This window comes from Pseudomonas sp. PDM32 (assembly GCF_019219225.1).
Classification (GTDB): domain Bacteria; phylum Pseudomonadota; class Gammaproteobacteria; order Pseudomonadales; family Pseudomonadaceae; genus Aquipseudomonas; species Aquipseudomonas laurylsulfatiphila.
Genome location: NZ_JAHUWE010000007.1, coordinates 64,146 through 89,814 on the forward strand (window position 1 = coordinate 64,146; position 25,669 = coordinate 89,814).

Genomic DNA, 25,669 nt, shown 5'->3' on the forward strand with positions numbered 1-25,669 from the left:
AGGGGGGGGGGGGGCAGATGCGGAAGGCGGGTCGGCGTTGTAGTGCGCTCTCAGCTATCATCCCCCCAATTCCGATACGCGAGATCGTCATGCGCCGTTTGCTCTGCCTGCTGCTTTTAGTATTCACCCTGCCGGCCAGCGCCACCGGCTTGCTGGAAAATCGTCCCAGCGCCAGCCTGGGCTCGATCAACAACAGCGCCGACTTCCTGCCCGTGCGCGAAGCCTTCCAGTTGAGCCTGGTAGAAAGCACGCCGCAATCGATCAAGTTGCGCTTCGTCGCCACTGAAGGCTATTACCTCTACCGTCACCGCTTCCAGTTTCGCGCCGATCCGGCCGAAGTCGTGCTCGGCGCGGCGAAACTGCCCGATGGCCAGAAAAAGCACGACGAGTACTTCGGCGACGTCGAGGTCTACCACGGCATTCTCGACGTCGAACTACCACGCACCGATCAGCGGGCCTTCACCCTGGCCGTGACCTATCAGGGTTGCGCCGATAAAGGCCTGTGCTACCCGCCCGAGACCGAGCGCCTGAGCATCGACGGCAGCGGCGCGGCGACGACGACAGCATCTCAATGGGGCTGGCGCGAACTGGCATTGTTTTTCCTCGCGGGCCTGGGCCTGACCTTCACACCCTGCGTGCTGCCCATGCTGCCGATCCTGTCCGGGGTGGTGCTGCGCGGCCAGGTCGGCGGCTGGCGCGGCTTCAATCTGTCACTGGCGTATGTGCTGCCAATGGCCGCGTGCTTTGCCCTGCTCGGTGCGCTGATGGGCCTGTTCGGTGCCCAGCTCAATCTGCAGGCGCGGCTGCAATCGGCCTGGGTGCTGGTGCCTTTTGCGATGTTTTTTGCGCTGTTCGCGCTGGCGATGTTCGGCGTCTTCGAACTGAAACTGCCGCACGCCATCAGCAGTCGCCTGGACCGCATCGCCGGTCGCACCGAAGGCGGGTCACTGTGGGGCGCCGCGGTGTTGGGCGTGGTCTCCAGCTTGCTGGTTTCACCCTGTGTTTCGGCACCACTGGCCGGCGCGCTGCTGTACATCAGCGCCAGTGGCGATGCGCTGGGCGGCGGCCTGAAACTGTTCATGCTCGGCCTCGGCATGGGCGCACCCCTGTTGCTGGTAGCCACCGGTGGCGCAGCCTGGTTGCCAAAAAGCGGTCCGTGGCTGGTCTACGTGAAAAACGCGATTGGCGTGTTGTTGCTCGGATTGGCCGTCGGCCTGCTCAGTCGCGTCCTGCCGGGTCAGGTCACCTTGCTGCTGATCGGTTTGCTGGCCGGCGGTGTCGGCCTGTTCATGGGGGCGCTGGAATTCGTCTATAAACCACCACGCAAACGCCTCGGACAGTTGCTCGGCATGTTCCTGGTGTTTTACGCGCTGGCCTGCTGGTACGGCGCGTTCAGCGGCCAGACCGACCCGTTCAACCCGATAGGCCAGCCTCGCATCGTCGACAACCGCGGCCAGGAGCAAATCTCCAGCGCCTGGCAAACCGTCAGCACGCCGGCCGATCTTGATCGCGCACTCGCCGACGCACGCTCCTCCGGCACACCGCTGCTGCTCGACTGGTATGCGGACTGGTGCATCAGTTGCAAAGTCATCGAGCGTGAGGTGCTGGACGACCCTGTCGTCATCGAACGCCTCAAGGGTTACCGGCTGATCCGCTTCGACATCACCGCCAGCAACGCCGAGCAACGCGCCCTGCTCGACCGCTACCAGTTGTTCGGCCCCCCGGCCCTGATGTTTTTCGGCAAGGACGGTGTCGAACGCGCCGATGTGCGGGTGATCGGCGAGATCAACGCCAAAGACTTCGCCGAACGTGTTGCCAGGGCGAATGACCACATTTAATCAAGCAGTCATATATTTCGCGCAAACATCGGTCATCGTGCTGCCTATTGCAGAGAACTGGACAGTCACAAAGGCTTTGCGGCATAGTCGCCGGGTTCTGACAATTGCTCACGGAAAATAAAGGAACAGCCGATGGCGACCCTACTGGTTCTGCACGGACCCAACCTGAACTTGCTCGGTACTCGTGAACCGGGCACCTACGGCGCCACGACCCTGGCGCAGATCAACCAGGACCTGGAACGCCGTGCCCGCGAAGCCGGTCACCACCTGCTGCACCTGCAAAGCAATGCCGAGTACGAATTGATCGACCGTATTCACGCTGCCCGCAGCGAAGGCGTGGACTTCATTTTGATTAACCCGGCAGCTTTTACACATACAAGTGTCGCATTACGTGACGCGCTGCTGGCGGTGAGCATCCCATTCATCGAAGTGCATTTGTCCAACGTGCACAAACGCGAACCTTTCCGCCATCACTCTTACTTCTCCGACGTAGCGGTGGGAGTGATCTGCGGCCTTGGCGCCAGCGGTTACCGACTGGCCCTGGAGGCCGCCCTGGAACAGCTTGAACAACAAGTTAACCGCCCCTGACCGACCCTTGGGAGTTGATGATTCATGGATATCCGTAAAGTTAAGAAACTGATCGAATTGCTGGAAGAGTCCGGCATCGACGAGCTCGAGATCAAGGAAGGCGAAGAGTCCGTACGCATCAGCCGTCATAGCAAGACCCCGGCTCAGCAGTACTACGCACCGGCTCCAATGCCTGCTCCGGCTGCCGCGCCTGTCGCTGCCGCCGCTCCGGCTGCCGCTGCTGCACCTGCTGCCGCCGCACCAGCGCTGAACGGCACCGTTGCCCGTTCGCCGATGGTCGGTACGTTCTACCGCAAATCTTCGCCAACCTCGCCGTCCTTCGTTGAAGTCGGCCAGACCGTGAAGAAAGGCGACACCCTGTGCATCGTTGAAGCCATGAAGATGATGAACCACATCGAAGCTGAAACCAGCGGTGTGATCGAATCCATCCTCGTCGAAGACGGCCAGCCGGTTGAGTACGACCAACCGCTGTTCACCATCGTTTGAACCGCGGAGAGCCTTTGATGACTGCGAAGTTGGAAAAAGTTCTGATCGCCAACCGCGGTGAGATCGCCCTGCGGATCCTGCGCGCCTGCAAAGAGATGGGCATCAAGACCGTCGCCGTTTACTCCAAGGCTGACAAGGAACTGATGCACCTGGGCCTGGCAGACGAATCCGTCTGCATCGGACCGGCATCGGCCGCCCACTCCTACCTGCACATTCCGGCAATCATTGCCGCAGCCGAAGTGACGGGCGCCACCGCCATTCACCCGGGCTACGGCTTCCTTGCGGAAAACGCCGACTTCGCCGAGCAGGTCGAGAATTCCGGCTTTGCGTTCATTGGCCCGAAAGCCGAAACCATTCGCCTGATGGGCGACAAGGTATCGGCCAAGCACGCCATGATCGCAGCTGGCGTACCGACCGTTCCGGGTTCAGACGGCCCGCTGCCGGAAGACGAAGAAACCGCTCTGCGCATTGGTCGCGAAGTGGGTTACCCGGTGATCATCAAGGCCGCTGGCGGCGGTGGTGGTCGCGGCATGCGCGTTGTGCACAAGGAAGAAGACCTGATTTCCTCGGCGAAACTGACCCGCTCCGAAGCAGGTGCGGCGTTCGGCAACCCGATGGTCTATCTGGAAAAATTCCTGACCAACCCACGCCACGTGGAAGTCCAGGTTCTTTCCGACGGCCAGGGCCAGGCTATCCATCTGGGCGACCGCGATTGCTCGCTGCAACGCCGTCACCAGAAGGTTCTTGAAGAAGCGCCGGCACCGGGCATCGACGAACAGGCCCGCCAGGAAGTTCTGGCTCGCTGCGTCAAGGCGTGCATCGACATCGGTTACCGTGGCGCGGGCACTTTCGAGTTCCTGTACGAAAACGGTCGTTTCTACTTCATCGAGATGAACACTCGTGTCCAGGTAGAGCACCCGGTTTCGGAAATGGTCACCGGCATCGACATCGTCAAGGAGATGCTCAGCATCGCCGCCGGCAACAAGCTGTCGTTCACCCAGGATGACGTGGTCATCCGCGGTCACGCGCTGGAATGCCGGATCAACGCCGAAGACCCGAAAACCTTCATGCCGAGCCCTGGCACGGTCAAGCATTTCCACGCTCCAGGCGGCAACGGCGTTCGCGTCGACTCGCACCTGTACAGTGGTTATGCCGTTCCGCCGAACTACGATTCGTTGATCGGCAAGCTGATCACCTACGGCGCAACCCGTGACGAAGCCATGGCGCGCATGCGCAATGCGCTGGACGAGATCGTGGTTGACGGGATCAAGACCAACATCCCGCTGCACCGCGACCTGACCCGCGACGAAGGCTTCTGCAAAGGGGGCGTGAACATTCACTACCTCGAGCACAAGCTGGCTGGCGAGAAGCACTAAGCTTCAGCTGGTACACGACAAAGCCGCCTTCGGGCGGTTTTGTTGTTTTTAAGCAAGATCAAAAGATCGCAGCCTTCGGCAGCTCCTACAGCGATCCTTTGATTTTTCTCCATGGTCGTCATCGGCCCCGCTCTCGCGTAAACTTGCGTCCTTCTCGCAGCCCGCCAGGCTGCAATCAACATTTTTCAAAGGTGCCCGCCATGCCTTGGCTGCAAGTACGTCTCGCCATCAGCCCAGAACAAGCCGAAACCTATGAAGACGCTTTCCTTGAAGTGGGCGCCGTATCGGTGACCTTCATGGACGCCGAAGACCAGCCGATCTTCGAGCCGGAACTCAATACCACGCCACTGTGGTCGCACACGCACCTGCTGGCTCTGTTCGAAGGTGGCACCGAGCCCGGCCCGGTACTGGCCCACCTGGAGCTGCTGACCGGCAGCCCGCTGCCTGAACACCACAGCGAAGTCATCGAAGACCAGGATTGGGAACGCAGCTGGATGGACGGATTCCAGCCGATGCGTTTCGGCCAGCGCCTGTGGATCGTGCCGAGCTGGCACGCCGCACCGGAACCTGACGCAGTGAACCTATTGCTTGATCCGGGCCTGGCGTTCGGCACCGGCACCCACCCGACCACCGCACTGTGCCTGGAATGGCTCGACGGTCAGGACCTGAAGGACTGCAACGTGCTGGACTTCGGCTGCGGTTCGGGGATCCTGGCGATCGCCGCGCTGTTGCTGGGCGCCAGGGAAGCCGTGGGCACCGACATCGACGTGCAGGCGCTGGAAGCGTCCCGCGACAACGCCGGGCGCAACAACATCGCCGATCACCTGTTCCCGCTGTACCTGCCGCAAGACCTGCCACAAGTGCAGGCCGACGTGCTGGTGGCCAATATCCTCGCCGGCCCGCTGGTTTCCCTGGCGCCGCAGCTGTCCGGCCTGGTCAAGTCGGGCGGTCGCCTGGCGCTGTCGGGCATCCTCGCCGAACAAGGCGACGAAGTCGCTGCCGCCTACGCCAAGGACTTCGATCTGGATCCGATCGCCAATCGCGATGGCTGGGTGCGCATCACTGGCCGTCGGCGCTAGAATGGCCGCCTGCATAATCCGGAACGCCGCATGACCGATAGCTTCGTCACTCAGTGCCCGCATTGCCAAACCAGCTTCCGCGTCAGCCATGCCCAATTGAGCGTGGCTCGCGGCGTGGTTCGCTGCGGCTCCTGCCTGCAGGTGTTCAATGCCGCCAGGCAGTTGCTTGAGCAGGCCGGCAAGGAGCCACCGGTAGCGGCGCCGCTACCGCCTGTGCAGCCTGCCGAACCGCTTGAGCCATCGGCACCGCGCGCCATCAGCCAAAAGCAATGGAGCGCGACCGAACTGGACCTGGACAGTCTCGACCTCGACGAAGAACTCGCCCGGCTCGAACAGCGGGAAATCCAGCCGGCCACCGAGCTCGGCCGCCATCGCGACGACTCGCTGAGCGCCCGTCGCGATGGCACCGGGCAGGATGACGAGGAGCCGTGGTCCGACAGCCTGTTCAGTGAGTCGGCGGCCGATCGTGCGCAAGTCGACGAACCGTTCGACCACCTAGAAACGCCAGAGCCGACGGTCGAACCGGGCAAAGCCTCACGCACCGAACCTTCGCTGTCCCTGGAACCGGTCGATCTCGACGACGAACTGCAGCCACCCCAATTGCGCTTGCACGACCCACTCGATGCGCCGCTGCACCACGAACGCCTGTCGGCCGCCGACGAGAACGAACTCGACGACAACCTGCCCTCGATCGAACCACTGCGCAAGCGCCGCGAGACGGGCCCGCGTGCCGAAGTGTTGCAAGACCTGACCGACGACCCGCTGCAACTGGACTGGCAAAAACGCCGCTCGCCCTGGGGCCGAAGGCTGTTGTGGTTGCTGCTGGTGCTGATCGCCGCTGGCGCGCTCGCCGGCCAGTACATTGCCTATCATTTCGACGAACTGGCGCGACAGGATCAATATCGCCCGTGGTTCCAGCAACTGTGCCCGCAAATCGGCTGCACCGTGCCCTCCAAGGTCGACATTGCAAAAATCAAAAGCAGCAACCTGGTGGTGCGCAGCCATCCCGAATTCAATGGCGCGCTGGTGGTCGATGCGATCATCTATAACCGCGCTCCCTTTTCCCAGCCCTTCCCGCTGCTGGAATTGCGCTTCGCCGACCTCAATGGCCATCTGATCGCCAGTCGCCGTTTCAAACCCGGCGAGTACCTCAATGGCGATCTCGAAGGCATGGCGGAAATGCCTCCGCAGACGCCGATCCACATCGCCCTGGACATTCTCGACCCCGGCGCCAAGGCCGTGAACTACAGTCTGAGCTTTCACTCTCCGGAGTGAAGCGCGTCATCGCTCCCCGATGACGTCGGCTTTCTGACTCCCCCTGGCCAACCAAACCACGGGGAATAACAGAATAACTGTTCAGATTTTGTTCAATTCAGCCTTTATCCAGTCATCGAGAGCGGGTATCATGCCAACCCTTTTTCGAACTCTCATGATCCGGCCCCACAACAGGGAAGTCCTATGTCGGCGGTACGCATCGGCCCATACACATTACATAACAGCTTGATTCTCGCCCCCATGGCGGGTGTCACCGACCAGCCCTTTCGTCAGCTGTGCAAGCGCTTGGGCGCGGGACTGGTCGTCTCGGAAATGGTCACCAGCGACATGAGTTTGTGGAACACCCGCAAATCGCGCATGCGCATGATCCACACAGGCGATCCCGAGCCACGCTCGGTACAGATCGCCGGTGGGGACGCGCAGATGCTGGCGGACGCTGCCCGTGCCAACGTTGAAATGGGCGCGCAGATTATTGATATCAACATGGGCTGCCCGGCCAAGAAAGTCTGCAACAAGGCTGCCGGTTCCGCACTGTTGAAGGATGAAGCCCTGGTAACCGAGATCCTGCAGGCCGTCGTGGCTGCGGTCGATGTGCCGGTTACCCTGAAGATCCGGACCGGCTGGGACCGGGACAACAAGAACGGCCTGACGGTGGCGAAGATCGCCGAGCAGGCAGGCATTACGGCGCTGGCAGTGCATGGCCGCACCCGTGCCGACCTGTATACCGGTGAGGCCGAGTACGACACCATTGCCGCGATCAAGCAGGCGGTGTCGATTCCGGTCTTCGCCAACGGCGATATCGATTCGCCGGAAAAAGCCCGGTACGTGCTCGACGCGACCGGTGCCGATGGTTTGTTGATTGGCCGGGCTGCCCAGGGGCGGCCATGGATTTTTCGCGAGATCGACCATTTCCTGCGTACCGGCGAGAAACTCCCGGCGCTGGAACTGATCGAGGTGGAACGCATCCTGCTAGAGCATCTGGCTGCCCTGCACGCCTTTTATGGCGATGTCATGGGTGTACGCATTGCTCGAAAGCATGTGGGCTGGTATCTCGCAACCCTGCCGGGCGCCAGGGAGTTTCGCGCCCACTTCAATCGTTTGGATGGTACGGATACACAATGCGCCAACGTTCGGGCGTTTTTCGCCGAGCGTTACAAGAGCCTGACAGGGGACGGAGAGTGGGTGGCCGCATGACGATGATGACCGAGACTTTAGTGAGTGGAACAACACCCGTGAGCGACAACGTGAATTTGAAACAGCACCTCAATACACCGAGCGAAGAGGGCCAGACCCTTCGCGGGAGTGTCGAGAAGGCGCTGCACAATTATTTCGCCCACCTTGAGGGCGCTGCCGTCACTGATGTGTACAACCTGGTGCTCTCCGAAGTCGAGGCTCCCCTGCTCGAGTGCGTGATGAACTACGTCAAGGGCAACCAGACCAAGGCCAGCGAGATGCTCGGACTGAACCGGGGCACGCTGCGCAAGAAACTCAAGCAGTACGATTTGCTGTAAGCATTCAATCAAACCAGAAAGGCGCCCGCGTAAAACCGGTCGCCTTTTTTGCTGACTTCCTTTGCTTTTGATGGAAATTGAGATGACCGACCAGACTACCCGCCTGCCGATCCGCCGCGCCTTGATCAGCGTTTCCGACAAGACCGGGATCCTCGAATTCGCCAAGGAGCTTGAAGCCCTGGGCGTCGAGATCCTCTCCACCGGCGGGACGTTCAAGCTGCTGCAGGACAACGGCGTTGCCGCAGTGGAAGTCGCGGATTACACCGGTTTCGCCGAAATGATGGACGGCCGGGTGAAAACCCTGCACCCGAAAATCCACGGCGGGATCCTCGGTCGTCGCGGCATCGACGACGCGATCATGAACGAACACGGCATCAAGCCGATCGATCTGGTCGCGGTCAACCTGTACCCGTTCGAAGCCACCATCAACAAGCCAGGCTGCGACCTGCCGACCGCCATCGAGAACATCGACATCGGCGGCCCGACCATGGTTCGTTCGGCCGCGAAAAACCATAAAGACGTAGCGATCGTGGTGAATGCCAGCGATTACGCCAGCGTCCTGGAAAACCTCAAGGCCGGCGGCCTGACCTACGCTCAGCGCTTCGACCTGATGCTCAAGGCATTCGAACACACCGCCGCCTACGACGGCATGATCGCCAACTACATGGGCACCGTGAACCAGGCGGCCGACACCCTGAGCACAGAAGGCCGCAGCGAATTCCCGCGCACCTTCAACAGTCAGTTCATCAAGGCCCAGGAAATGCGCTACGGCGAGAACCCGCACCAGAGCGCGGCGTTCTACGTGGAAGCCAAGCCTGCCGAAGTCGGCATCGCCACCGCAACCCAGTTGCAAGGCAAGGAACTGTCGTACAACAACGTGGCCGACACAGACGCCGCGCTGGAATGCGTGAAGAGCTTCGTCAAGCCGGCTTGCGTGATCGTCAAGCACGCCAACCCGTGCGGCGTGGCTGTCAGCCCTGACGCCGAAGGCGGCATCCGCAAGGCCTACGACCTGGCCTACGCCACCGACACCGAATCCGCCTTCGGCGGGATCATCGCCTTCAACCGCGAACTGGACGCCGAGACCGCCAAGGCCATCGTCGAGCGCCAGTTCGTCGAAGTGATCATTGCCCCGAGCGTCAGCGAAGAAGCCCGCGCCATTGTCGCCGCCAAAGCCAACGTACGCCTGCTGGCCTGCGGCGAGTGGTCGGCTGACCGCGCCGCTGCCTGGGACTACAAACGCGTCAACGGTGGCCTGCTGGTGCAGAGCCGCGACATCGGCATGATCGGCGCCGACGACCTGAAAGTGGTGACCAAGCGCGCACCGACCGAACAGGAAATCAACGACCTGATCTTCGCCTGGAAAGTCGCCAAGTACGTGAAATCCAACGCCATCGTCTACGCCAAGAATCGCCAGACTATCGGTGTCGGCGCCGGCCAGATGAGCCGCGTGAACTCCGCGCGCATTGCTGCCATCAAGGCTGAACATGCCGGCTTGCAGGTGCAGGGTGCGGTCATGGCCTCGGACGCGTTCTTCCCGTTCCGCGACGGCATCGACAACGCAGCCAAGGTCGGCATCACTGCGGTGATCCAGCCTGGCGGCTCGATGCGTGACAACGAAGTGATTGCAGCCGCTGACGAAGCCGGCATCGCCATGGTCTTCACCGGCATGCGCCACTTCCGCCACTGATACACCGCTCCCTCTGTGTAGGAGCTGCCGAAGGCTGCGATCTTTTGATCTTGCTTTTAAAGATCAAAAGATCGCAGCCTTCGGCAGTTCCTACACGGTGCACAGCGGTTTAGCAGCGCCCCACAGAATCTTGAGGTTTTTGAAATGAATGTTTTGATCATTGGCAGCGGTGGCCGTGAACACGCCCTGGCCTGGAAAGTGGCTCAGGATCCGCGCGTGCAGAAAGTGTTCGTGGCGCCGGGCAACGCCGGTACCGCCATCGAAGCCAAGTGCGAGAACGTCGCCATCGACGTACTGGCGCTTGAGCAACTGGCGGATTTTGCCGAGAAAAACGTTTCCCTGACCATCGTCGGCCCTGAAGTGCCGCTGGTTGCCGGTGTTGTGGACCTGTTCCGCAGCCGCGGCCTCGACTGCTTCGGCCCGACCGCTGGCGCTGCGCAGCTGGAAGGTTCGAAAGCCTTCACCAAGGACTTCCTGGCTCGCCACAAGATCCCGACTGCCGACTACCAGAACTTCACCGAAATCGAGCCGGCCCTCGCCTACCTGCGTGAAAAAGGCGCTCCGATCGTGATCAAGGCCGACGGCCTGGCCGCCGGTAAAGGCGTGATCGTCGCCATGACCCTGGCCGAAGCCGAAGACGCCGTGCGCGACATGCTGGCGGGCAATGCCTTTGGCGATGCTGGTTCGCGCGTGGTCATCGAAGAGTTCCTGGACGGCGAAGAAGCCAGCTTCATCGTCATGGTCGACGGCAAGAACGTACTGCCGATGGCCACCAGCCAGGACCACAAACGCGTCGGTGACGGCGACACCGGTCCGAACACCGGCGGCATGGGTGCTTACTCCCCGGCGCCAGTGGTCACCGCCGACGTGCACAAGCGCGTCATGGACCTGGTGATCTGGCCGACCGTGCGCGGCATGGCCGAGGAAGGCAACGTCTACACTGGCTTCCTGTACGCCGGCCTGATGATCGACAAGGCTGGTAACCCAAAAGTCATCGAATTCAACTGCCGTTTCGGCGACCCTGAAACCCAGCCGGTGATGCTGCGTCTGCAGTCGAGCCTGGTATTGTTGGTAGAAGCCGCCCTGGCCCAGGCGCTGGATAAAGTGGAAGCGCAATGGGATCCACGTCCGAGCGTCGGCATCGTTCTGGCCGCTGGTGGCTATCCTGGTGACTACGCCAAGGGCACAGCCATCAAGGGGCTGGATGCAGCTGCCGCACTGGAAGGCAAGGTTTTCCACGCAGGTACGGCGCTCAAGGACGGTCAGGTAGTCACCGCCGGTGGTCGTGTGTTGTGCGCCACAGCCATGGGTGCCAGCGTCGACGCTGCACAGCAGCAGGCCTACAAGCTGGCGGCAACGATTGACTGGGAAGGCTGTTTCTATCGCAAGGACATTGGCTACCGCGCCATTGCCCGCGAGCGTGGCGAAAGCCAGGAATAAGGTAGACACCGCGCCAGGCAATGAACACGGTTCATTGCCTGGCTATTCCGGCGCCGCGCATCGTTATATTCTGGCATCAACCTTACGAAGGGATTTCGCCGTGCGCTGGCTCAGGATTGCCATAAGCTTAACCGTCACATTGCTGACCCTGCTCTGCATGCTACCGGCCCACGCCGCGCAAGGCAGTGGCTGGGCGGTATTGCTCGACGAACAAGGCGACCTGCAACTGAGCGACATCCGTTCCGCACGCTACACCAATCAGTTCAGCCCCATCGAACTCGACCGCATTACCGCGGCTGAACCCGATGGAGCGCTATGGTTGCGATTCAAGCTTGCACCGGGCAAGCACGAACAGGTGCTGCGATTGTTCGCGCCTGACCTGCGCCAGTTCAACATGTACGTACTGGACGGTGACAAGCTGATCGACCAATCCAGCACAGGCAACGAACAACCCCAATCCGAGCGTCCATTGCCCAGCAGCGACTTCATGCTGCCCCTGCCGCAAAGCGACAGCCCCCTGGACATCTACCTGCGACTGGCCTCCGATCACCAGTTACGCCCCTACATCACCCTGCAATCGGCGGTCATCGCGGCAGCCAACCAGAACCAGACGCTGATCTATGGCCTGCTGTTCGGTTGTATCGCCATGCTGATCCTGCACAACCTCATCCGCTACGCCTACACCCGCTCGCACAGCGCCCTCTGGCTGGCAGCGTGCGAAGGGCTATTGATGCTCAGCCTGCTGCTGTTGCTGAACCTCGCCGGCCCCTGGCTACCGGACTGGCACGCACTGCAAACGCCGGGGGCTTACCTGGCATTGCTGCTGACGGCGCCCTGCGGCCTGATGCTTGCCTATCGTTTCTTCTCCCCGCTCGGGCCGCACCCGCTGAACCGGTTGCTGCTCGGCGAGGTCCTGCTGATCACCGCCTGCGGCCTGATGCTGCTGTTCGTCAATACCTTGCCGCTGAACTTCATTACCTACGGCCTGGTAGCCTTGGCTGGCCTGACCATGCTGTTCATCAGCGCCTATCACTGGCAAAAAGGCTATCGCCCGGCCCGTCTCTTCGTGGCGGCCATGGTGGTGTTCAACCTCGGCACCCTCGTCATCCTGCCTGCGCTGTTGGGGCTGACCCTGGTCGAACCCCATGGCCTGATCACCACATTGTTGGTGTTCATCTGCATCAGCGGCCTGCTGATGAGCATCGCGTTGAGCGAGCGCCAGCGCCGCATCACCGAAGACCGCTTCAGCATCAGCCGCGACCTGGCAGCCAGCAATGCCGAGATCAATGCCAAGGCCGAGTTCCTGGCGAAGATCAGCCATGAAATCCGCACCCCGATGAACGGCGTTCTCGGCATGACCGAGCTGCTGTTGGGCACCCCGCTGTCGGTCAAGCAACGCGACTATGTGCAGACGATCCACAGCGCCGGCAACGAGCTGCTGACACTGATCAACGAAATTCTCGACATTTCCAAACTCGAGTCCGGGCAGATCGAACTGGACGATGTGCAGTTCGACCTCAACGCGCTGATCGAAGACTGCCTGAGCATCTTCCGCGCCAAGGCCGAGCAGCAAAACGTCGAGTTGATCAGCTTCATCCAGCCGCAAGTGCCTCGAGTGATCAGCGGTGACCCGACACGCCTGCGCCAGACCCTGTTGAGCCTGCTTGAAAACGCCCTGAAAAAAACCGATGAAGGCGAAATCCTGATCGTCGTGGCGCTCGACGAACGCAACGCCAAACCGCGCCTGCGTATCGCCGTGCAGGACAGCGGCGAGCCGATGGATGCCGAAGAACGCGACGCCCTGATGCACGCCGAACTGCACAGCCGGCACTTTCTGTCGGCCACCCACCTGGGCGGCAATCTGGGCCTGGTGATTGCCCGGCAACTGATACGCTTGATGCAAGGGGAATTCGGCATCAAGAGTGGCAGCAACCAGGGCAGCACCCTGTGGCTGACCCTGCCGCTGGATCCGGATCGCCTCGAGCACCCGACCTCCGACCTCGACGGCCCGTTGCAAGGTGCGCGGGTATTGGTGGTGGACGACAACGACACCTGTCGCAAGGTGCTGGTGCAGCAATGCAGCGCCTGGGGCCTGAACGTCAGCGCTGCGCCTTCCGGCAAGGAAGCGCTGGCACTGCTGCGCACCAAGGCGCATTTGCGCGATTACTTCGATGTGGTCCTGCTGGACCAGAACATGCCCGGCATGACCGGCATGCAACTGGCGGCCAAGATCAAGGAAGACCCGAGCCTGAACCATGACATCCTGCTGATCATGCTCACCGGCATCAGCAATGCGCCGAGCAAGATCATTGCGCGCAACTCCGGGATCAAGCGCATCCTCGCCAAACCGGTGGCCGGCTATACCCTCAAGACCACCCTGGCCGACGAACTGACCCAACGCAACAAAGGCCTGGTCATCACGCAATCAATGCAAAGCGGCCCGCCCCCGCCGGTCAAGGTCCCCAGCGATTTCCGCATTCTGGTGGCCGAAGACAACAGCATTTCGACCAAGGTGATCCGCGGCATGCTGAGCAAGCTCAACCTGCAACCGGATACCGCCTGCAACGGCGAAGAAGCCTTGCAGGCGATGAAAGCCCAGCGTTACGACCTGGTGCTGATGGACTGCGAAATGCCGATCCTCGACGGCTTCTCGGCCACCCAGCAATTGCGTGCCTGGGAAGTCGGCAACCAGCGGGTCCGCACCCCCGTGGTGGCATTGACCGCCCACATCCTGGCCGAACACAAAGAGCGTGCGCGCCAGGCCGGCATGGACGGACACATGGCCAAACCGGTCGAACTGTCACAACTGCGTGAATTGATCGAACACTGGGTCGCCCAGCGTGACCAGCAGAATCGCGCAACGACCCAAACGTCCTGAGCCGACAGACTGCGCAACCCCTGATAGACTCCCCCCTCGACTTCCCTCGCCAGTGAGCCCGGCACCATGCTCCATGTGTTGTTCAGCGTTTACCTGAAGATGCTGGTGCTCTACAGCCCATTCTTCGTATTGTCCTGCTTCATCAGCCTGACCCGTGGTTATTCGCGCAAGGAACAGCGTCGACTGGCCTGGAAAGTTGCAGTCGCCACACTGGTCTCCAGTGTGCTGCTGTACTTGTTCGGCCGAGTGATTTTCAGTGTCTTCGGCATTACCGTGGACGCATTCCGTATCGGCGCCGGTAGCGTCCTGTTCATCTCGGCGCTGGGGATGGCACAAGGCAAATCGGCGGTACAGACCGACAACGTGCAGCAGGATGTGACCATCGTCCCGTTGACCATTCCACTGACCGTCGGCCCCGGCACCATCGGTGCCTTGCTAGTGATGGGCGTGAGTCAGCCGCACTGGGACGACAAACTCACGGCCATTGTCGGCATCGCCATGGCCAGCTTTACCGTGGGCGTGGTGCTGTTTTTGTCCAGTCGAATCGAGCGAATTCTTGGCGACCAGGGGTTACAGATCGTCAGCCGGTTGATGGGGTTGTTTGTGTGCGCACTGGCGGCACAGATCATCTTTACCGGGGTGAAGGGGTATCTGGTTCCTTAGCCCGCCACGTCTCTCAATGTTACCCCTTGACCGGTGCCCCCCCACCAATCAACGAGACAGATGAACGTCATGCTCGCCGACCTTGATACACAGTGCCTGTCGTTGCTGCCCTAACCACAGCACTGTGTCGCCTCTGAATGCCTTGTATTCGTCGACGAAAAATCGGGCGTGAAGAAATGAAGTCTTCACCCCTCCCACTACGCTACTCAACGCAAAATCCTGCCCGATAAACTGTCCTTCAATCGGGTGATCCGTTTCAAAGAACACTGTGGCCAAAGTCAGAAAACCATCAGCCTCAACAATACCTGTCAGCACTCTCAAACGATGTATACGGTTGAAATTTCCTTCCATGCTGACTGATTGATTCCCATGCCCCATTATCGAGCGCTCACGAAAAACCTTGGCCCCCAGCGACTGTAGAGGCAGTTGCGCAACCATACGCAAAGCAGTTGCCAGCAGAATGACCTGCTTAGCGGATAGCCGTGATTGGAAAGCCGCATGAACAGCGTCATGTATTGAAAAGGCCGTAACGCCGGTAGAAGGGAACATCCCCGAGGTAGCCCCTTGATCATGGACCTTCCAACCACAAGCAGTCAGAGTGTCTGCAAATACGTCGGACCACTGAGCGTGGTCCTTACCGTTCGGGAAATCTTCCTCAGCCGCAAGTTGTGCAAACAACATAGTGTCAAGGGTGTCCTGCCTGACTGCAGGCGGCAACACCGTCGACAACAACAGAATGCTGCCTGAGTTTATTAATACGGAGTACGCCATACGCTTTCCTTATTTGAGGAAGCCAGAGACCTAAAGCCTCTGACCTTCCCTTCACTTGCGCCGGCTGAAACGCTTGACCAAAACTTCCTTCCGGTGAACGCCGAGGTACTCCTCAATTTCCGACTTGATTTCCGCATAACGGGCAGGATTGAACGTAACGTACGACTTACCGTGGAAAATATTCAGGGAAGAAGTCTTCCAGTCAACGAACAGGAGACCGCCATCATTACCTCCACCCTGATGATCAACTGCTCCTACCGCGATAAGGATAATTCCGTTGGCCATTTGTTCGCAGGGAATAGTGGACAAACGCACGCCTTCAGTATTCTTCGCCTCAAAATTGAACAGTTTTATTGCATCAGGCTCTTTCTTCAATGCATCCAACGTAGAGCTGGTTATTGCACTGAGCACAGTAGCGCCAGGAATTGCTGCCTTTGCGACCTCAACGGCAGCCTGAATAATATCAACCATGACATTATCCATTGTAATCTTTAGCGAAGTGGCATTGTATTTTGAGTAACCTTTATCTGGGACAAAACACCCCAAGTCCTCCATGCACTTGGTAAACGCCTGGTACCAGGCTTTGGGGTCCTTATTTCCGGGAACTTCGTAATTCGCCTCCATTTTCGACATGGTAATCAGATTTTCAATAATCGCCATGTTTTCGATGGAGATTTTGTCACCGTAACCAATCAGACTGTTGCCCAGCACCAGCGCATCCAGCTCCTTGGTAGGATTCGAAGCGGCCGACGACATCAACGACATTGTGCTCGGCTGTCTGGTCATGACACTTTTACGCTTCTTAATGCACGCCCTTACAAAATCAGCACTTTTCGAAAAACTTACAGAACTTTCAACACCACTCATAAGTAACACTCCTTTATTTATTCACAAGCGCTCCATCCAGAAGCGCCTTAAAACTAACTCAGCCCACCCCAACCATCAACCGCAACCAAATACAACATATGTATATCGACCACTACAAACTAACGAGACGTGCACTCAACAACAAACAGGCACCACCAGCCAGGTCATTATTAATTAATAATGACCTGGCCTTATTCGGCAGCCGGAATAGTAACTATTGAATGGGGTTAAGCTTGTCGCCATAACTCCGTGGTGTGTACACCCAAGCATTACCGTCCAGGCGAGGGAACACACGAGTTGTCGACGACCCGATGAGTACCATCGTCCGCATGTCCACCTGATCGACACCCAGTTGACCCAGCGTGGTCACCCGTAACGTCTGACCCGGACGGCCAATATCCCGCCCCAATACGACGGGAGTTCCCGGCTCACGGTGCTGGCTGACAATCTCCAGCGCCCGGCCCAGTTGCCAAGGACGTGAACGAGAGATCGGATTGTAGAAAGCCAGCGCAAGATCGGCTTGCGCGGCCAGGTCCAGACGTTTTTCAATGATCGACCAGGGCTTGAGGTTGTCTGACAGCGACAGCACACAGAAGTCATGACCCAACGGCGCACCGGCCTGGGCGGCCGTCGCCAGCGAGGCTGAGACACCTGGCAGGATTTCGAGATCGACGTTGTGCCAGGCGGCATCGCTGGACTCGTGAAGCGCCTCCAGCACAGCCGCGGCCATGGCAAAGACCCCCGGATCACCGGACGACACCACCACCACCGAACGCCCTTGAGCCGCCAGTTCGAAGGCGTGACGGGCACGCTGCATTTCTTCGCGGTTATCCGTGCAGTGCAGCACCTGGTCAGCCCGGAATGGCCCGGCCATGCGTACGTAGGTTTCGTAGCCGAGCACATCGTTGGCGCGAGCCAGTTCTGCCTTCACCGCCGGCACCATCAAGTCGGCAGCGCCTGGCCCGAGGCCAATCACCGCCAGCCGTCCGCGCGGTCGGCCGATCTGCGATGGCTCCAACGGCTGCTCGGCGACTGCAATGGCAACCACGTCATCGCCGACGATGGATACAGGCCTGATGGCATGATGCACCAGCTCACTCGCCGCACCTGCAGCGCTGACAAAACGCAATGGCACACTCAGCTCGAGTGCCGCTTCGCGCAACGTGGAGCCGGCCATTTCACTGTCGGCTGCCAACAGACAAGCCACCGATTGCACTGCGATTCCGGCCTGACGCAAAGCCTGGCGAATGGCGGCCGATGCATCGGCCACTTCACCCGCCACGGCAACAAGCACGTTGCGTGGATAGATCCGCAATTCGTGGGCCGCAGGCGCTCGCTCGGCATGACCGACGTGAACGGTCAGTCGCGCGTGTTCATTCTCAGGCAATTGCGCTTGCGCCAACCACGGTGCAGAACCTTCGATACGCACCGTTTCACCCGCCAGCAAATCGGACACGAAACGCTTGCCCAATTCCAGATCGCCCAAGACATACCCACTGGGCGGATTGAGCAGGCAGGTGCCGAAACGCAGTTCACCGCTGGTGGTGATCGCTGCCGAGACTTCCAGTGCGGCGGCAATCTCGCGCGCCATCACATTCACGCCGCCAAGACCACCAAGCAGAGGCACCACCGCGCTGCCGTCTTCGGCCACGGCCAGCACTGGCGGCTCTGCGCCTTTTTCCAGCAGCAATGGCGCCAGCGTTCGGATCACGATCCCGGCTGCGCACAAGGCTATGATCGGCGTGTCCTGTTGATAAAGCTCACGCAGGGTCGCACCGAATTCACGGTAGACGCGGTCAGCGCCCTCAACCCGCCCGGTCAGGCCGTGGATCAACGCCCCCGGATAAAACTGCTGAATTTTCTGTGCGGTCGCGAGGCTGCCATTGCCGAGAATGACAATCGCCGGAACTGGACGGGTCATCAGCCTTGCCACCTTTCACCGGGAACGATGATCAACGAGAAGTACGGCGAAGACATCGGCTCGACCTGATCCAGCGGCACGATCTTCTGATTGGCCATGGTTGCGCGTTCGACGTACAGCGCACGCTCGGCCAGGCCGAGCTCTCCGAGCACCTGGCGGACCTTGGGAAAGTTGCGTCCCAGTTTCATGATCACCGCCGCATCGGCATCGGCCAGGCGACGCTTGAGTTCGTCGTGCGGCAGCACACCGGACAACACCGACAGACTCTGATTGCGATACACCAGCGGCGCACCGAGCACCGAGGCTCCGCCGAGCATCGAACACACGCCAGGCACGACTTCAGCCTGATAACGCTGGGCGAGCCGGTCGTGCAGGTACATGTAGGAGCCGTAGAAGAACGGATCGCCCTCGCAGATCACTGCCACATCGCGGCCTGCGTCGAGATGCGCGGCCAGCTCTGCGGCAGCGTCATCATAGAAGTCGCTGATCACTTGCTCGTAGGACAACGGCGCCGGCAAGGCTTCAGTGGTCACCGGGTACACCAGTGGCAACAAATTCTGTGCGTCCTGCAGGTGCGCTTCGATGATACCGAAGGCGTTGCCCTTCTTGCCCTTGGCGACGAAGTACGCCACTACAGGCGACTCGCGCAGCAACCGCAGCGCCTTGACGGTAATCAGTTCCGGGTCACCGGGACCGACACCGAGGCCGATCAAACGTCCAGGTTGCTGCATCATTCGATCTCCGTGGCGAGGGCATTGACGGCGGCGGCAGCCATGGCGCTACCGCCCAGGCGACCCTGCATGATGACAAACGGCACGCCACGGCTGTCAGCCGCCAGCGCTGCCTTGGATTCGGCGGCGCCGACGAAACCGACAGGGAAGCCGAGGATCAGCGCCGGTTTCGGCGCACCGGCGTCGAGCATTTCCAGCAAATAGAACAGCGCCGTCGGGGCGTTGCCGATGACCACCACGCTCCCCTCCAGATGGGGACGCCACAGTTCCAGCGCAGCGGCTGAACGGGTGTTGCCCAATTCACGGGCCAGTTCCGGAACGCTTTCGTCGCGCAAGGTGCAGATCACCGGATTGTTCGCCGGCAACCGCGCGCGGGTCACGCCTTCGGAGACCATTCGCGCATCGCACAAAATCGGCGCGCCGGCCGCCAGCGCATCACGCCCGGCCTTGCCCGCCCCTTCGGAAAACTGCAAACCGTCGATGGCCTCGACCATGCCGCAGGCGTGAATCACACGGACTGCGAGTTTCTCCAGATCGGCCGGAATTCGGTCGAGGTTGGCCTCGGCGCGAATGATCGCGAAGGAGTTGCGATAGATCTCCTGACCGTCGCGGATGTAATCAAGCATCAAGGGGGCTCCGTGAGCGGGCGTCGAGCAAGGCCGCGACCGCTTCAATAGTAAGGTTGTGTGCGTGCAGCGCGCCGAAACCCGGCTGCGCTGCATCGCGAAAATATAGATCGTAGTGACCGGGGGCGACGGCCAGCAACGTGACGGGCGCGATATGCGCGGCGGCGCAGGAGCGCGGACAGCCGCTCAGGTGTATGTTCAGCGCCGGTCCGTGGCGGTGCAGCAATGCGGCCAATTGCAGGGCATCGCCCTTGGTCTCGGCCAGGCCTTTGGCGCAACCGTTTGAGCCGGTGCAGGCGATCAGCCGGGACAATGGCTGATCGGCTTCGCATTGCAGACCCAGACACTGCAGTCGCCGAATGACCTCAGCGGCATTTTCCGCGCGGACATTGGGCACCAGCAGACTTTGCCAGGGTGTGAAACGCAGACTCGAATCACCGAGCTCGCAGGCCACTTGCGCCACGCCCCGCAGCATCGTCGGATCGAGCCGCCCCAGTGGCGGAACAGCCCCCACATAGACAACGCCGGACTCGACCTGGGGATGAGCGCCGATGTGCAAATCGCCGCCAGCCGAAACCCGCTGCCAATCGACAACCGCTTGCATCGACAAATGCTCAGCCAGCCGAAGCAGAACGTGCTCGATCGAGTACTCGGCCAGCAAATGACGCATCCGCGTCTGCTCTGGGCGCGCCCATTCAAGGAACAAATCCAGCACCGCGACTACCAGGGCATGGCCATCGTCGAGCGCGACCGAACCCGCCGGTGTGTCTGTTGGGCAGCCTGCCAACCCAAACGCCAGCCGTCGCTCACCGCTTCGCTCGAAGGCTGCGAGCCACAGGTCGTGGGGATGCTCAAGCATCGCCAAAGCCTCGCCACCATCGAGTTGCACGGCGAACTTGGCGCTGAGATTGTGAAAGCGTTCGTGCTGTTGCACCGAGGCCAAAATCCGTTCGGCCAGCGCACGGGTATCGAACAGCATCTGCCAATCGAACCCGGCGGCTGGGCTGAGCATCAGATTGCGAACATCGTCACCCGCCACATGGCTCGGGCCCAATCCTGCGGCAAGCAGGCAGTCGATCAAGGCGGCCTGTTCGTTGCCGATGCCACGAATCTGCAAGTTGCCGCGGTTGGTCGCCTCGATCACACCACCGGCATATCGCTCGGCTGCATAGGCCACCGCGACGGCCTGCTGTGCGCGGATGGAACCACTGCCGAGTTTGATTCGGCAAATGCCGCCGTCCAACGCCTGGACGATACGCAGTAATCCGGGACAGGCCGAAGGGCGTAAAGGGTTGGATTTCTGACGAGAATTCACTGGATGACCGGTACGGGGCGAAGGGCAGCATTATGCCTGCTTTGTCAGGCGGGATGAAAAGTCCAGGCAGATGGACGACGAAAAGCGCCTGGCTTCGGCGTCAGAGTGTTTGTTCTGGCACACGAGTCGTACTTGTTCATGTCAGGCATAAAACGCCGTAAAAAACACTGACAACAAAAAACAACTTCACAACCCGCTCTTATTTCAACCCCATATCGACTCCTGTACTTTTAATTCGCAAACAACAATAGCAAACATATCAAATAGCCAACTATCAGGAGCAACCCATGAGCAAAAACAGCCTGTCTGGAGCATTAACCGGACACAGCCTTACTTCATGCATAGACGAACTTTCACTGCAAGATCACAAAGATCTTACCGATTGCACACAAATAGCCACAAAATCCGCTGACATGCTTTGTAGTCGCTTCACTGATTCGTCAACGTGGCTGCATGAGTATGTAAATACGCTGGATTTCCTGGGTTGGTCTGTCTTTGAAGACGCGATTTTCACCCGCACCCGTAGCGTCATTTCACAAAGCGTTGCGCACTTTCTGGTGCAAAGCGCTGAAGGCATGCGGGACTCCCGACAAGGCAATGCCATGATAGACACGCTCGACGCGCTGAAGCCCGACAAATCGGCGCTGTTTTCACTGGATAAAGAGAGTCTTATGGGAGAAGGTTTTCAGGTAATACCTGCACGCTACGATTCAAGGGGGTTCCTTGAAATAGCCGTCTTTAATCTTGAATTGGTAGTAACCACAAGAAAAAATGGTTTTTTGTTCTGGAACTGGGAAGATCAGGATGCCCACATCACCCAGAGACGGGCCAGCCTTAAACTGGACAGATACAAACTCGAAAATAAAAAACCGCTGATTGAAAAAAAGCTTCGCGAGATCACCATGAAGAGATTCGAACTGCGCAAGCCATCATAAGATTGAATATCCTGACATTTGAAAGGTGTCACCGTGGTCAAAAACACGCCCTCACCTGATGACGACAGGCAAATGCCGCGCCGCGGTATGATGCGCAACCGCCAGCCCGGCACGGACCGGCTCCGTGATCTGGCTTCGATTGATAGACGAGGAACAGCATGACCCCCTGGCTGACAGTAGTAGGCATCGGAGAGGAAGGCTTCAAGGGGCTTGGAAAAAATGCCCGACATGCACTGCTGAAGGCTTCGCGGATCATTGGCGGTCAACGACAACTGGACCTGCTGCCAGCCTGCATCCGTGGCGAACGGCAATTGTGGCCAAGTCCTTTTTCCCTTGATCCGGTACTGGCCAGACGTGGCGAGCCCGTCTGCGTCCTGGCCAGTGGCGATCCGATGTTCTTCGGCGTCGGCGCCAGCCTGGCCAGGCAACTCCCCGCCGCCGAGATGCTGACGCTTCCCGCGCCCTCCTCCTGCTCACTGGCCGCAGCGCGAATGGGTTGGCCCTTGCAGGACGTGGTCACCCTTTCGGTGGTGGCCCGGCCGGTCGTCGCACTCAACGCCCAGCTATCCAGCGGCGTGCGCTTGCTGGTATTGAGCAACGACGGCCGCAGCCCCGCCGCCATCGCTGCGCTGTTGCGCGAACGAGGCTTCGGTCCCAGTCGTCTCACCGTACTGGAGCACCTGGGCGGCGAATCCGAGCGGCGTGTCGACGGTATCGCCAGCGACTGGAACGACCCGCTGATCGCCGACCTGAACCTGGTCGCCATCGAGTGCATCGCCGAGCCGAACACGTTGCAGCTGTCCCGACTGGCCGGACTGCCGGACTCCGCCTTCAAACACGATGGCCAATTGACTAAACGCGATGTGCGCGCCATCACCCTCGCACGTCTGGCCCCGATCCCCGGCGAACTGTTGTGGGATGTCGGTGCCGGCAGTGGCTCGATCGGCATCGAATGGATGCGCACCCACCCCGGTTGTCGCGCACTGGCCATCGAGGCGGATGACGGCCGCCAGGCGCTGATCGAGCACAACCGCGATGCCCTCGGCGTTCCTGGCCTGCAGCTGGTTCGTGGCAGTGCGCCGCAGGCCTTGGCCGGCCTGGAGCGACCCGACGCGATTTTCATCGGCGGCGGTGTTACCCGTGAAGGCGTGCTGGATACCTGCTGGGCCGAACTCAAGCCCGGTGGCCGGCTGATTGCCAACGCGGTCACCCTGCAAAGTGAAATGACCCTGATGGCCTGGCGCGAGCAACACGGCGGAGAGTTGACGCGGATTCATATCGCGCAGGCTCAACCGCTGGGCGACTTCGACACCTGGCGCCAAGCCCTGCCGATTACCTTGCTGGACGTGACGAAGCCTTTCGATGCGTGACGAAACCGCCGAACAACCCGCACCGCTGCGCAGTGGCCTGACCACCGGCAGTTGTGCCACCGCTACCAGCCTCGCTGCCGCACGTCTGCTGTTGGCCGGTGTAACAGCCGACGCGGTGGACATCGTGCTGCCCAAAGGCAAGCACGTGCAGATGCGCCTGGAGTTCTGCCGCCTCACCGAGGACGGCGCCGAAGCGGGAACCCTCAAGGACGCCGGAGACGATCCCGACGTGACCCATGGCGCCCTGCTCTACTCGCAAGTGCGCCTGAGCGCCGAGCCGGGGATTCGCTTCCATGCCGGTCGCGGCGTCGGCACCGTGACCCGGCCCGGGCTGGTGCTGGGTGTCGGCGAACCGGCGATCAACCCGGTGCCACGCAAAATGATCGGCGACCACCTGGCCGGGCTGGCCGACGAACTCGGTTATGCCGGCGGTTTCGACGTTACAGTCAATGTCGAGAATGGCGAGGCACTGGCATTGAAAACCATGAACCCACGCCTGGGCATTCTTGGCGGACTGTCGATCCTCGGCACCAGCGGCATCGTCCGGCCGTTTTCATGCGCGGCCTACATTGCCTCGATCCACCAGGGCATCGACGTGGCGAAAACCAACGGTTACCTGCACATCGCCGCCTGTACCGGCAACGCCAGCGAAGACACCATGCGCCGGGTCTACAACTTGCCGGAAATTGCCCTGATCGAAATGGGCGACTTCGTCGGTGCCGTACTCAAACACCTGCGCAAAGTGCCCGTGGACAAGCTCAGCCTGTGCGGTGGTTTCGGCAAGATCAGCAAACTGGCGGCCGGGCATATGGATTTGCACAGTCGTCATTCGAGCATCGACCTGCCGCAACTGGCGCAATGGGCCGCACAGGTCGGCGCCGATACGGCATTGCAGCAAAGCATCCGCGAGGCCAACACCAGCCAGCAGGCACTGGCCATGGCCGCTGCGGCCGGAGTAGCCCTGGGCGATGCAGTCTGCCAGCACGCCCTGGATTTTGCCCGCAGCGTGGTGCCGGCGCAGGTTCAAGTGGAAGTCTTTGCCATCGATCGCCAGGGCGGGATTGTCGGCCATGCAGGTGCTTTGCAATGAAGCGCATCCTGTTGCTCGGCGGTGTAACCGAAGCCCTGGCCATTGCCCGCACGCTGGGGCCGCAGCACATTTACAGCCTGGCCGGTATCGGCCGGGTGCCGACGGACCTGCAATGCCAGATCCGCGTGGGAGGTTACGGCGGTGCCGAGGGTCTGGTGCAATTCATTCGTGATGAAGGTATCGAACTGCTGGTCGACGCCACCCACCCCTACGCCGCCCAGATCAGCCAGAACGCTGCGGCCGCCGCGCGCTTGAGCGGTGTTCCCTGCTGGGCGCTACGGCGTCCGGCCTGGCAAGCCCGGGCGGGTGATGACTGGCGGGAAGTTGCCGATTGGGCCGAACTGATCGAAGCCCTGAAACCCTTCCGCCGACCGCTGTTCACCCTCGGTCGCGAGCCCCTGCAACATCTGGATGAAATTCCTGCGGAGCAATTCTGGACCCTGCGCGCGCTGGACGTCTTTCCGGGCAACGCGCGCTGCGAAGTGATCGGCGCACGTGGGCCCTTCCTGATTGAGGATGAACGTGCGTTGTTCGAGCGTCGACAGATCGACGTATTGATCAGCAAGAACAGCGGCAGCACGGCGACCGAGCCGAAGCTGGAAGTGGCGCGTGAGCGTGGGGTGCCGGTGATTGTATTGAAACGACCGGAGTTGCCGGAGGTTGATCGGGAGTTTGGCTCGGTGGCAGAAATGCTGGATGCCCTATCGATGTAGGACTATTCCTGAAAGCTGCCAGATCTTGTGATTCTGCTGGCAATAATCTCAGACGACGCTGGCTATCTACTCTACCTCCTCAATTCTATAGTTCACCTCCTCCTGAACCAATCAAGCGCACCCAACATCCACTGGGATGTATCGCCTCGCCCAAAAGAAAGTGACGCTTGCCACTTTGTATCCCAAGGAATACGATTCAACATGATCGAATTTGAGCGATCCCGAGTATTTGCCGACTGGCTCAACTCGTTGAGGGACACCATCGGCAAAGCTCGAATAATCGCCAGACTCCGGGCAGCCGAGTATGGAAATTTTGGTGATTGTGAGTTTGTAGGTGCTGCAGTTTATGAAATGCGCGTTCACTACGGCCCAGGCTACAGGCTGTACTTCACTCGCAGAGATGAGGTGATTTACTTGCTGCTGATTGGGGGTGACAAGTCGACTCAAAAACGAGATATCAAACGTGCTATTCAAATGGCACACAATATCGGTAATGAGGAGTAAAT

23 protein-coding genes are annotated in these 25,669 nt (G+C 60.2%); 17 read left to right on the forward strand and 6 right to left on the reverse strand.

The genetic code is table 11. The features are described 5' to 3' along the window. The first annotated feature begins 89 nt into the window (after positions 1–89). The 12 genes from KW846_RS14790 to KW846_RS14845 all read left to right on the forward strand — a co-directional run bounded on the left by KW846_RS14790 (position 90) and on the right by KW846_RS14845 (position 14,824). Positions 90–1,838 carry a protein-disulfide reductase DsbD gene (locus KW846_RS14790; protein WP_218483065.1) on the forward strand — a complete coding sequence of 583 codons (1,749 nt, stop codon included), beginning with the start codon at positions 90–92 and terminating at the stop codon, positions 1,836–1,838. Positions 1,839–1,970: 132 nt separating this feature from the next. Continuing rightward, the gene (gene aroQ, locus KW846_RS14795; protein WP_007971361.1) at positions 1,971–2,426 is read left to right on the forward strand and encodes a type II 3-dehydroquinate dehydratase; all 456 of its coding nucleotides are present in this window, start codon (positions 1,971–1,973) and stop codon (positions 2,424–2,426) included. Positions 2,427–2,450: 24 nt separating this feature from the next. Beyond that, positions 2,451–2,912, forward strand: a complete 462-nt coding sequence (accB, locus tag KW846_RS14800) for an acetyl-CoA carboxylase biotin carboxyl carrier protein (RefSeq protein WP_102700466.1) — start codon at positions 2,451–2,453, stop codon at positions 2,910–2,912. Positions 2,913–2,929: 17 nt separating this feature from the next. Continuing rightward, complete coding sequence (gene accC / locus KW846_RS14805) at positions 2,930–4,288, forward strand: acetyl-CoA carboxylase biotin carboxylase subunit (protein WP_007971365.1); 1,359 nt, start codon at positions 2,930–2,932, stop codon at positions 4,286–4,288. Positions 4,289–4,488: 200 nt separating this feature from the next. After that, positions 4,489–5,367, forward strand: coding sequence for a 50S ribosomal protein L11 methyltransferase (prmA, locus tag KW846_RS14810; RefSeq protein WP_007971366.1), 879 nt, complete (start codon positions 4,489–4,491; stop codon positions 5,365–5,367). A gap of 30 nt (positions 5,368–5,397) precedes the next feature. Further along, positions 5,398–6,642: a DUF3426 domain-containing protein gene (locus KW846_RS14815; protein ID WP_218483067.1), complete on the forward strand. Its 1,245-nt coding sequence runs from the start codon at positions 5,398–5,400 to the stop codon at positions 6,640–6,642. 183 nt (positions 6,643–6,825) lie between these two features. Beyond that, positions 6,826–7,836 carry a tRNA dihydrouridine synthase DusB gene (dusB, locus tag KW846_RS14820; protein WP_218476145.1) on the forward strand — a complete coding sequence of 337 codons (1,011 nt, stop codon included), beginning with the start codon at positions 6,826–6,828 and terminating at the stop codon, positions 7,834–7,836. Continuing rightward, a complete protein-coding gene (fis, locus tag KW846_RS14825) occupies positions 7,833–8,153 on the forward strand; it encodes a DNA-binding transcriptional regulator Fis (protein ID WP_015093301.1) in 321 nt (106 codons plus the stop codon). Before dusB ends, fis begins: the two co-directional genes overlap by 4 nt. Positions 8,154–8,235: 82 nt before the next feature. Further along, positions 8,236–9,843, forward strand: coding sequence for a bifunctional phosphoribosylaminoimidazolecarboxamide formyltransferase/IMP cyclohydrolase (gene purH, locus KW846_RS14830; RefSeq protein WP_104451499.1), 1,608 nt, complete (start codon positions 8,236–8,238; stop codon positions 9,841–9,843). Between the two features lie 144 nt (positions 9,844–9,987). Continuing rightward, complete coding sequence (gene purD, locus KW846_RS14835; protein WP_095964762.1) at positions 9,988–11,283, forward strand: phosphoribosylamine--glycine ligase; 1,296 nt, start codon at positions 9,988–9,990, stop codon at positions 11,281–11,283. A 100-nt stretch (positions 11,284–11,383) separates the two neighbouring features. Further along, the gene (locus tag KW846_RS14840; protein WP_218483069.1) at positions 11,384–14,161 is read left to right on the forward strand and encodes a hybrid sensor histidine kinase/response regulator; all 2,778 of its coding nucleotides are present in this window, start codon (positions 11,384–11,386) and stop codon (positions 14,159–14,161) included. A gap of 66 nt (positions 14,162–14,227) precedes the next feature. Further along, positions 14,228–14,824 (forward strand): MarC family protein, encoded by a 597-nt coding sequence (locus KW846_RS14845; RefSeq protein ID WP_102700461.1) that lies wholly within the window; start codon positions 14,228–14,230, stop codon positions 14,822–14,824. Between the two features lie 48 nt (positions 14,825–14,872). Here the strand turns inward: KW846_RS14845 and KW846_RS14850 are convergent, their stop codons facing one another. The 6 genes from KW846_RS14850 to cobG form a co-directional block, all read right to left on the reverse strand. After that, a complete protein-coding gene (locus tag KW846_RS14850) occupies positions 14,873–15,595 on the reverse strand; it encodes a hypothetical protein (protein WP_218483071.1) in 723 nt (240 codons plus the stop codon). A 51-nt stretch (positions 15,596–15,646) separates the two neighbouring features. After that, positions 15,647–16,462, reverse strand: a complete 816-nt coding sequence (locus KW846_RS14855; protein ID WP_256356740.1) for a hypothetical protein — start codon at positions 16,460–16,462, stop codon at positions 15,647–15,649. A gap of 214 nt (positions 16,463–16,676) precedes the next feature. Beyond that, positions 16,677–18,383 (reverse strand): precorrin-3B C(17)-methyltransferase, encoded by a 1,707-nt coding sequence (gene cobJ, locus KW846_RS14860; protein ID WP_218483073.1) that lies wholly within the window; start codon positions 18,381–18,383, stop codon positions 16,677–16,679. Continuing rightward, positions 18,383–19,117 (reverse strand): precorrin-2 C(20)-methyltransferase, encoded by a 735-nt coding sequence (locus KW846_RS14865; protein ID WP_015093294.1) that lies wholly within the window; start codon positions 19,115–19,117, stop codon positions 18,383–18,385. The genes cobJ and KW846_RS14865 overlap by 1 nt, the downstream gene beginning before the upstream one ends. Next, entirely contained in the window at positions 19,114–19,740 is a 627-nt protein-coding gene (locus KW846_RS14870) for a precorrin-8X methylmutase (protein WP_007979603.1), read from the reverse strand. The genes KW846_RS14865 and KW846_RS14870 overlap by 4 nt, the downstream gene beginning before the upstream one ends. Continuing rightward, a complete protein-coding gene (cobG, locus tag KW846_RS14875) occupies positions 19,733–21,055 on the reverse strand; it encodes a precorrin-3B synthase (RefSeq protein WP_218483075.1) in 1,323 nt (440 codons plus the stop codon). Before cobG ends, KW846_RS14870 begins: the two co-directional genes overlap by 8 nt. 287 nt (positions 21,056–21,342) lie before the next feature. On the opposite strand from cobG, the gene KW846_RS14880 reads away from it, so the two are divergent. From KW846_RS14880 to KW846_RS14900, 5 genes are all read left to right on the forward strand, one after another. After that, positions 21,343–21,990, forward strand: a complete 648-nt coding sequence (locus tag KW846_RS14880; protein ID WP_218483077.1) for a hypothetical protein — start codon at positions 21,343–21,345, stop codon at positions 21,988–21,990. Between the two features lie 158 nt (positions 21,991–22,148). Then, positions 22,149–23,360, forward strand: coding sequence for a precorrin-6y C5,15-methyltransferase (decarboxylating) subunit CbiE (gene cbiE / locus KW846_RS14885; RefSeq protein WP_218483078.1), 1,212 nt, complete (start codon positions 22,149–22,151; stop codon positions 23,358–23,360). Beyond that, positions 23,353–24,450 (forward strand): cobalt-precorrin-5B (C(1))-methyltransferase, encoded by a 1,098-nt coding sequence (locus tag KW846_RS14890; protein WP_218483079.1) that lies wholly within the window; start codon positions 23,353–23,355, stop codon positions 24,448–24,450. Before cbiE ends, KW846_RS14890 begins: the two co-directional genes overlap by 8 nt. Next, on the forward strand, positions 24,447–25,163 hold the full coding sequence (locus tag KW846_RS14895; protein WP_218483080.1) for a cobalt-precorrin-6A reductase: 717 nt from the start codon (positions 24,447–24,449) through the stop codon (positions 25,161–25,163). The genes KW846_RS14890 and KW846_RS14895 overlap by 4 nt, the downstream gene beginning before the upstream one ends. Before the next feature lie 201 nt (positions 25,164–25,364). Next, positions 25,365–25,667 (forward strand): type II toxin-antitoxin system RelE/ParE family toxin, encoded by a 303-nt coding sequence (locus tag KW846_RS14900; RefSeq protein ID WP_218483082.1) that lies wholly within the window; start codon positions 25,365–25,367, stop codon positions 25,665–25,667. Positions 25,668–25,669: the final 2 nt, after the last annotated feature.

Coding starts and splice junctions, on each gene's coding strand:
- KW846_RS14880 (WP_218483077.1), top strand. CDS start 21,343: ATGAGCAAAAACAGCCTGTCTGGAGCATTAACCGGACACAGCCTTACT.
- prmA (WP_007971366.1), top strand. CDS start 4,489: ATGCCTTGGCTGCAAGTACGTCTCGCCATCAGCCCAGAACAAGCCGAA.
- KW846_RS14890 (WP_218483079.1), top strand. CDS start 23,353: ATGCGTGACGAAACCGCCGAACAACCCGCACCGCTGCGCAGTGGCCTG.
- accC (WP_007971365.1), top strand. CDS start 2,930: ATGACTGCGAAGTTGGAAAAAGTTCTGATCGCCAACCGCGGTGAGATC.
- KW846_RS14900 (WP_218483082.1), top strand. CDS start 25,365: ATGATCGAATTTGAGCGATCCCGAGTATTTGCCGACTGGCTCAACTCG.
- fis (WP_015093301.1), top strand. CDS start 7,833: ATGACGATGATGACCGAGACTTTAGTGAGTGGAACAACACCCGTGAGC.
- KW846_RS14790 (WP_218483065.1), top strand. CDS start 90: ATGCGCCGTTTGCTCTGCCTGCTGCTTTTAGTATTCACCCTGCCGGCC.
- dusB (WP_218476145.1), top strand. CDS start 6,826: ATGTCGGCGGTACGCATCGGCCCATACACATTACATAACAGCTTGATT.
- KW846_RS14855 (WP_256356740.1), bottom strand. CDS start 16,462: ATGAGTGGTGTTGAAAGTTCTGTAAGTTTTTCGAAAAGTGCTGATTTT.
- cbiE (WP_218483078.1), top strand. CDS start 22,149: ATGACCCCCTGGCTGACAGTAGTAGGCATCGGAGAGGAAGGCTTCAAG.
- purD (WP_095964762.1), top strand. CDS start 9,988: ATGAATGTTTTGATCATTGGCAGCGGTGGCCGTGAACACGCCCTGGCC.
- KW846_RS14895 (WP_218483080.1), top strand. CDS start 24,447: ATGAAGCGCATCCTGTTGCTCGGCGGTGTAACCGAAGCCCTGGCCATT.
- KW846_RS14815 (WP_218483067.1), top strand. CDS start 5,398: ATGACCGATAGCTTCGTCACTCAGTGCCCGCATTGCCAAACCAGCTTC.
- KW846_RS14870 (WP_007979603.1), bottom strand. CDS start 19,740: ATGCTTGATTACATCCGCGACGGTCAGGAGATCTATCGCAACTCCTTC.
- KW846_RS14850 (WP_218483071.1), bottom strand. CDS start 15,595: ATGGCGTACTCCGTATTAATAAACTCAGGCAGCATTCTGTTGTTGTCG.
- cobJ (WP_218483073.1), bottom strand. CDS start 18,383: ATGACCCGTCCAGTTCCGGCGATTGTCATTCTCGGCAATGGCAGCCTC.
- aroQ (WP_007971361.1), top strand. CDS start 1,971: ATGGCGACCCTACTGGTTCTGCACGGACCCAACCTGAACTTGCTCGGT.
- KW846_RS14845 (WP_102700461.1), top strand. CDS start 14,228: ATGCTCCATGTGTTGTTCAGCGTTTACCTGAAGATGCTGGTGCTCTAC.
- accB (WP_102700466.1), top strand. CDS start 2,451: ATGGATATCCGTAAAGTTAAGAAACTGATCGAATTGCTGGAAGAGTCC.
- purH (WP_104451499.1), top strand. CDS start 8,236: ATGACCGACCAGACTACCCGCCTGCCGATCCGCCGCGCCTTGATCAGC.
- KW846_RS14865 (WP_015093294.1), bottom strand. CDS start 19,117: ATGATGCAGCAACCTGGACGTTTGATCGGCCTCGGTGTCGGTCCCGGT.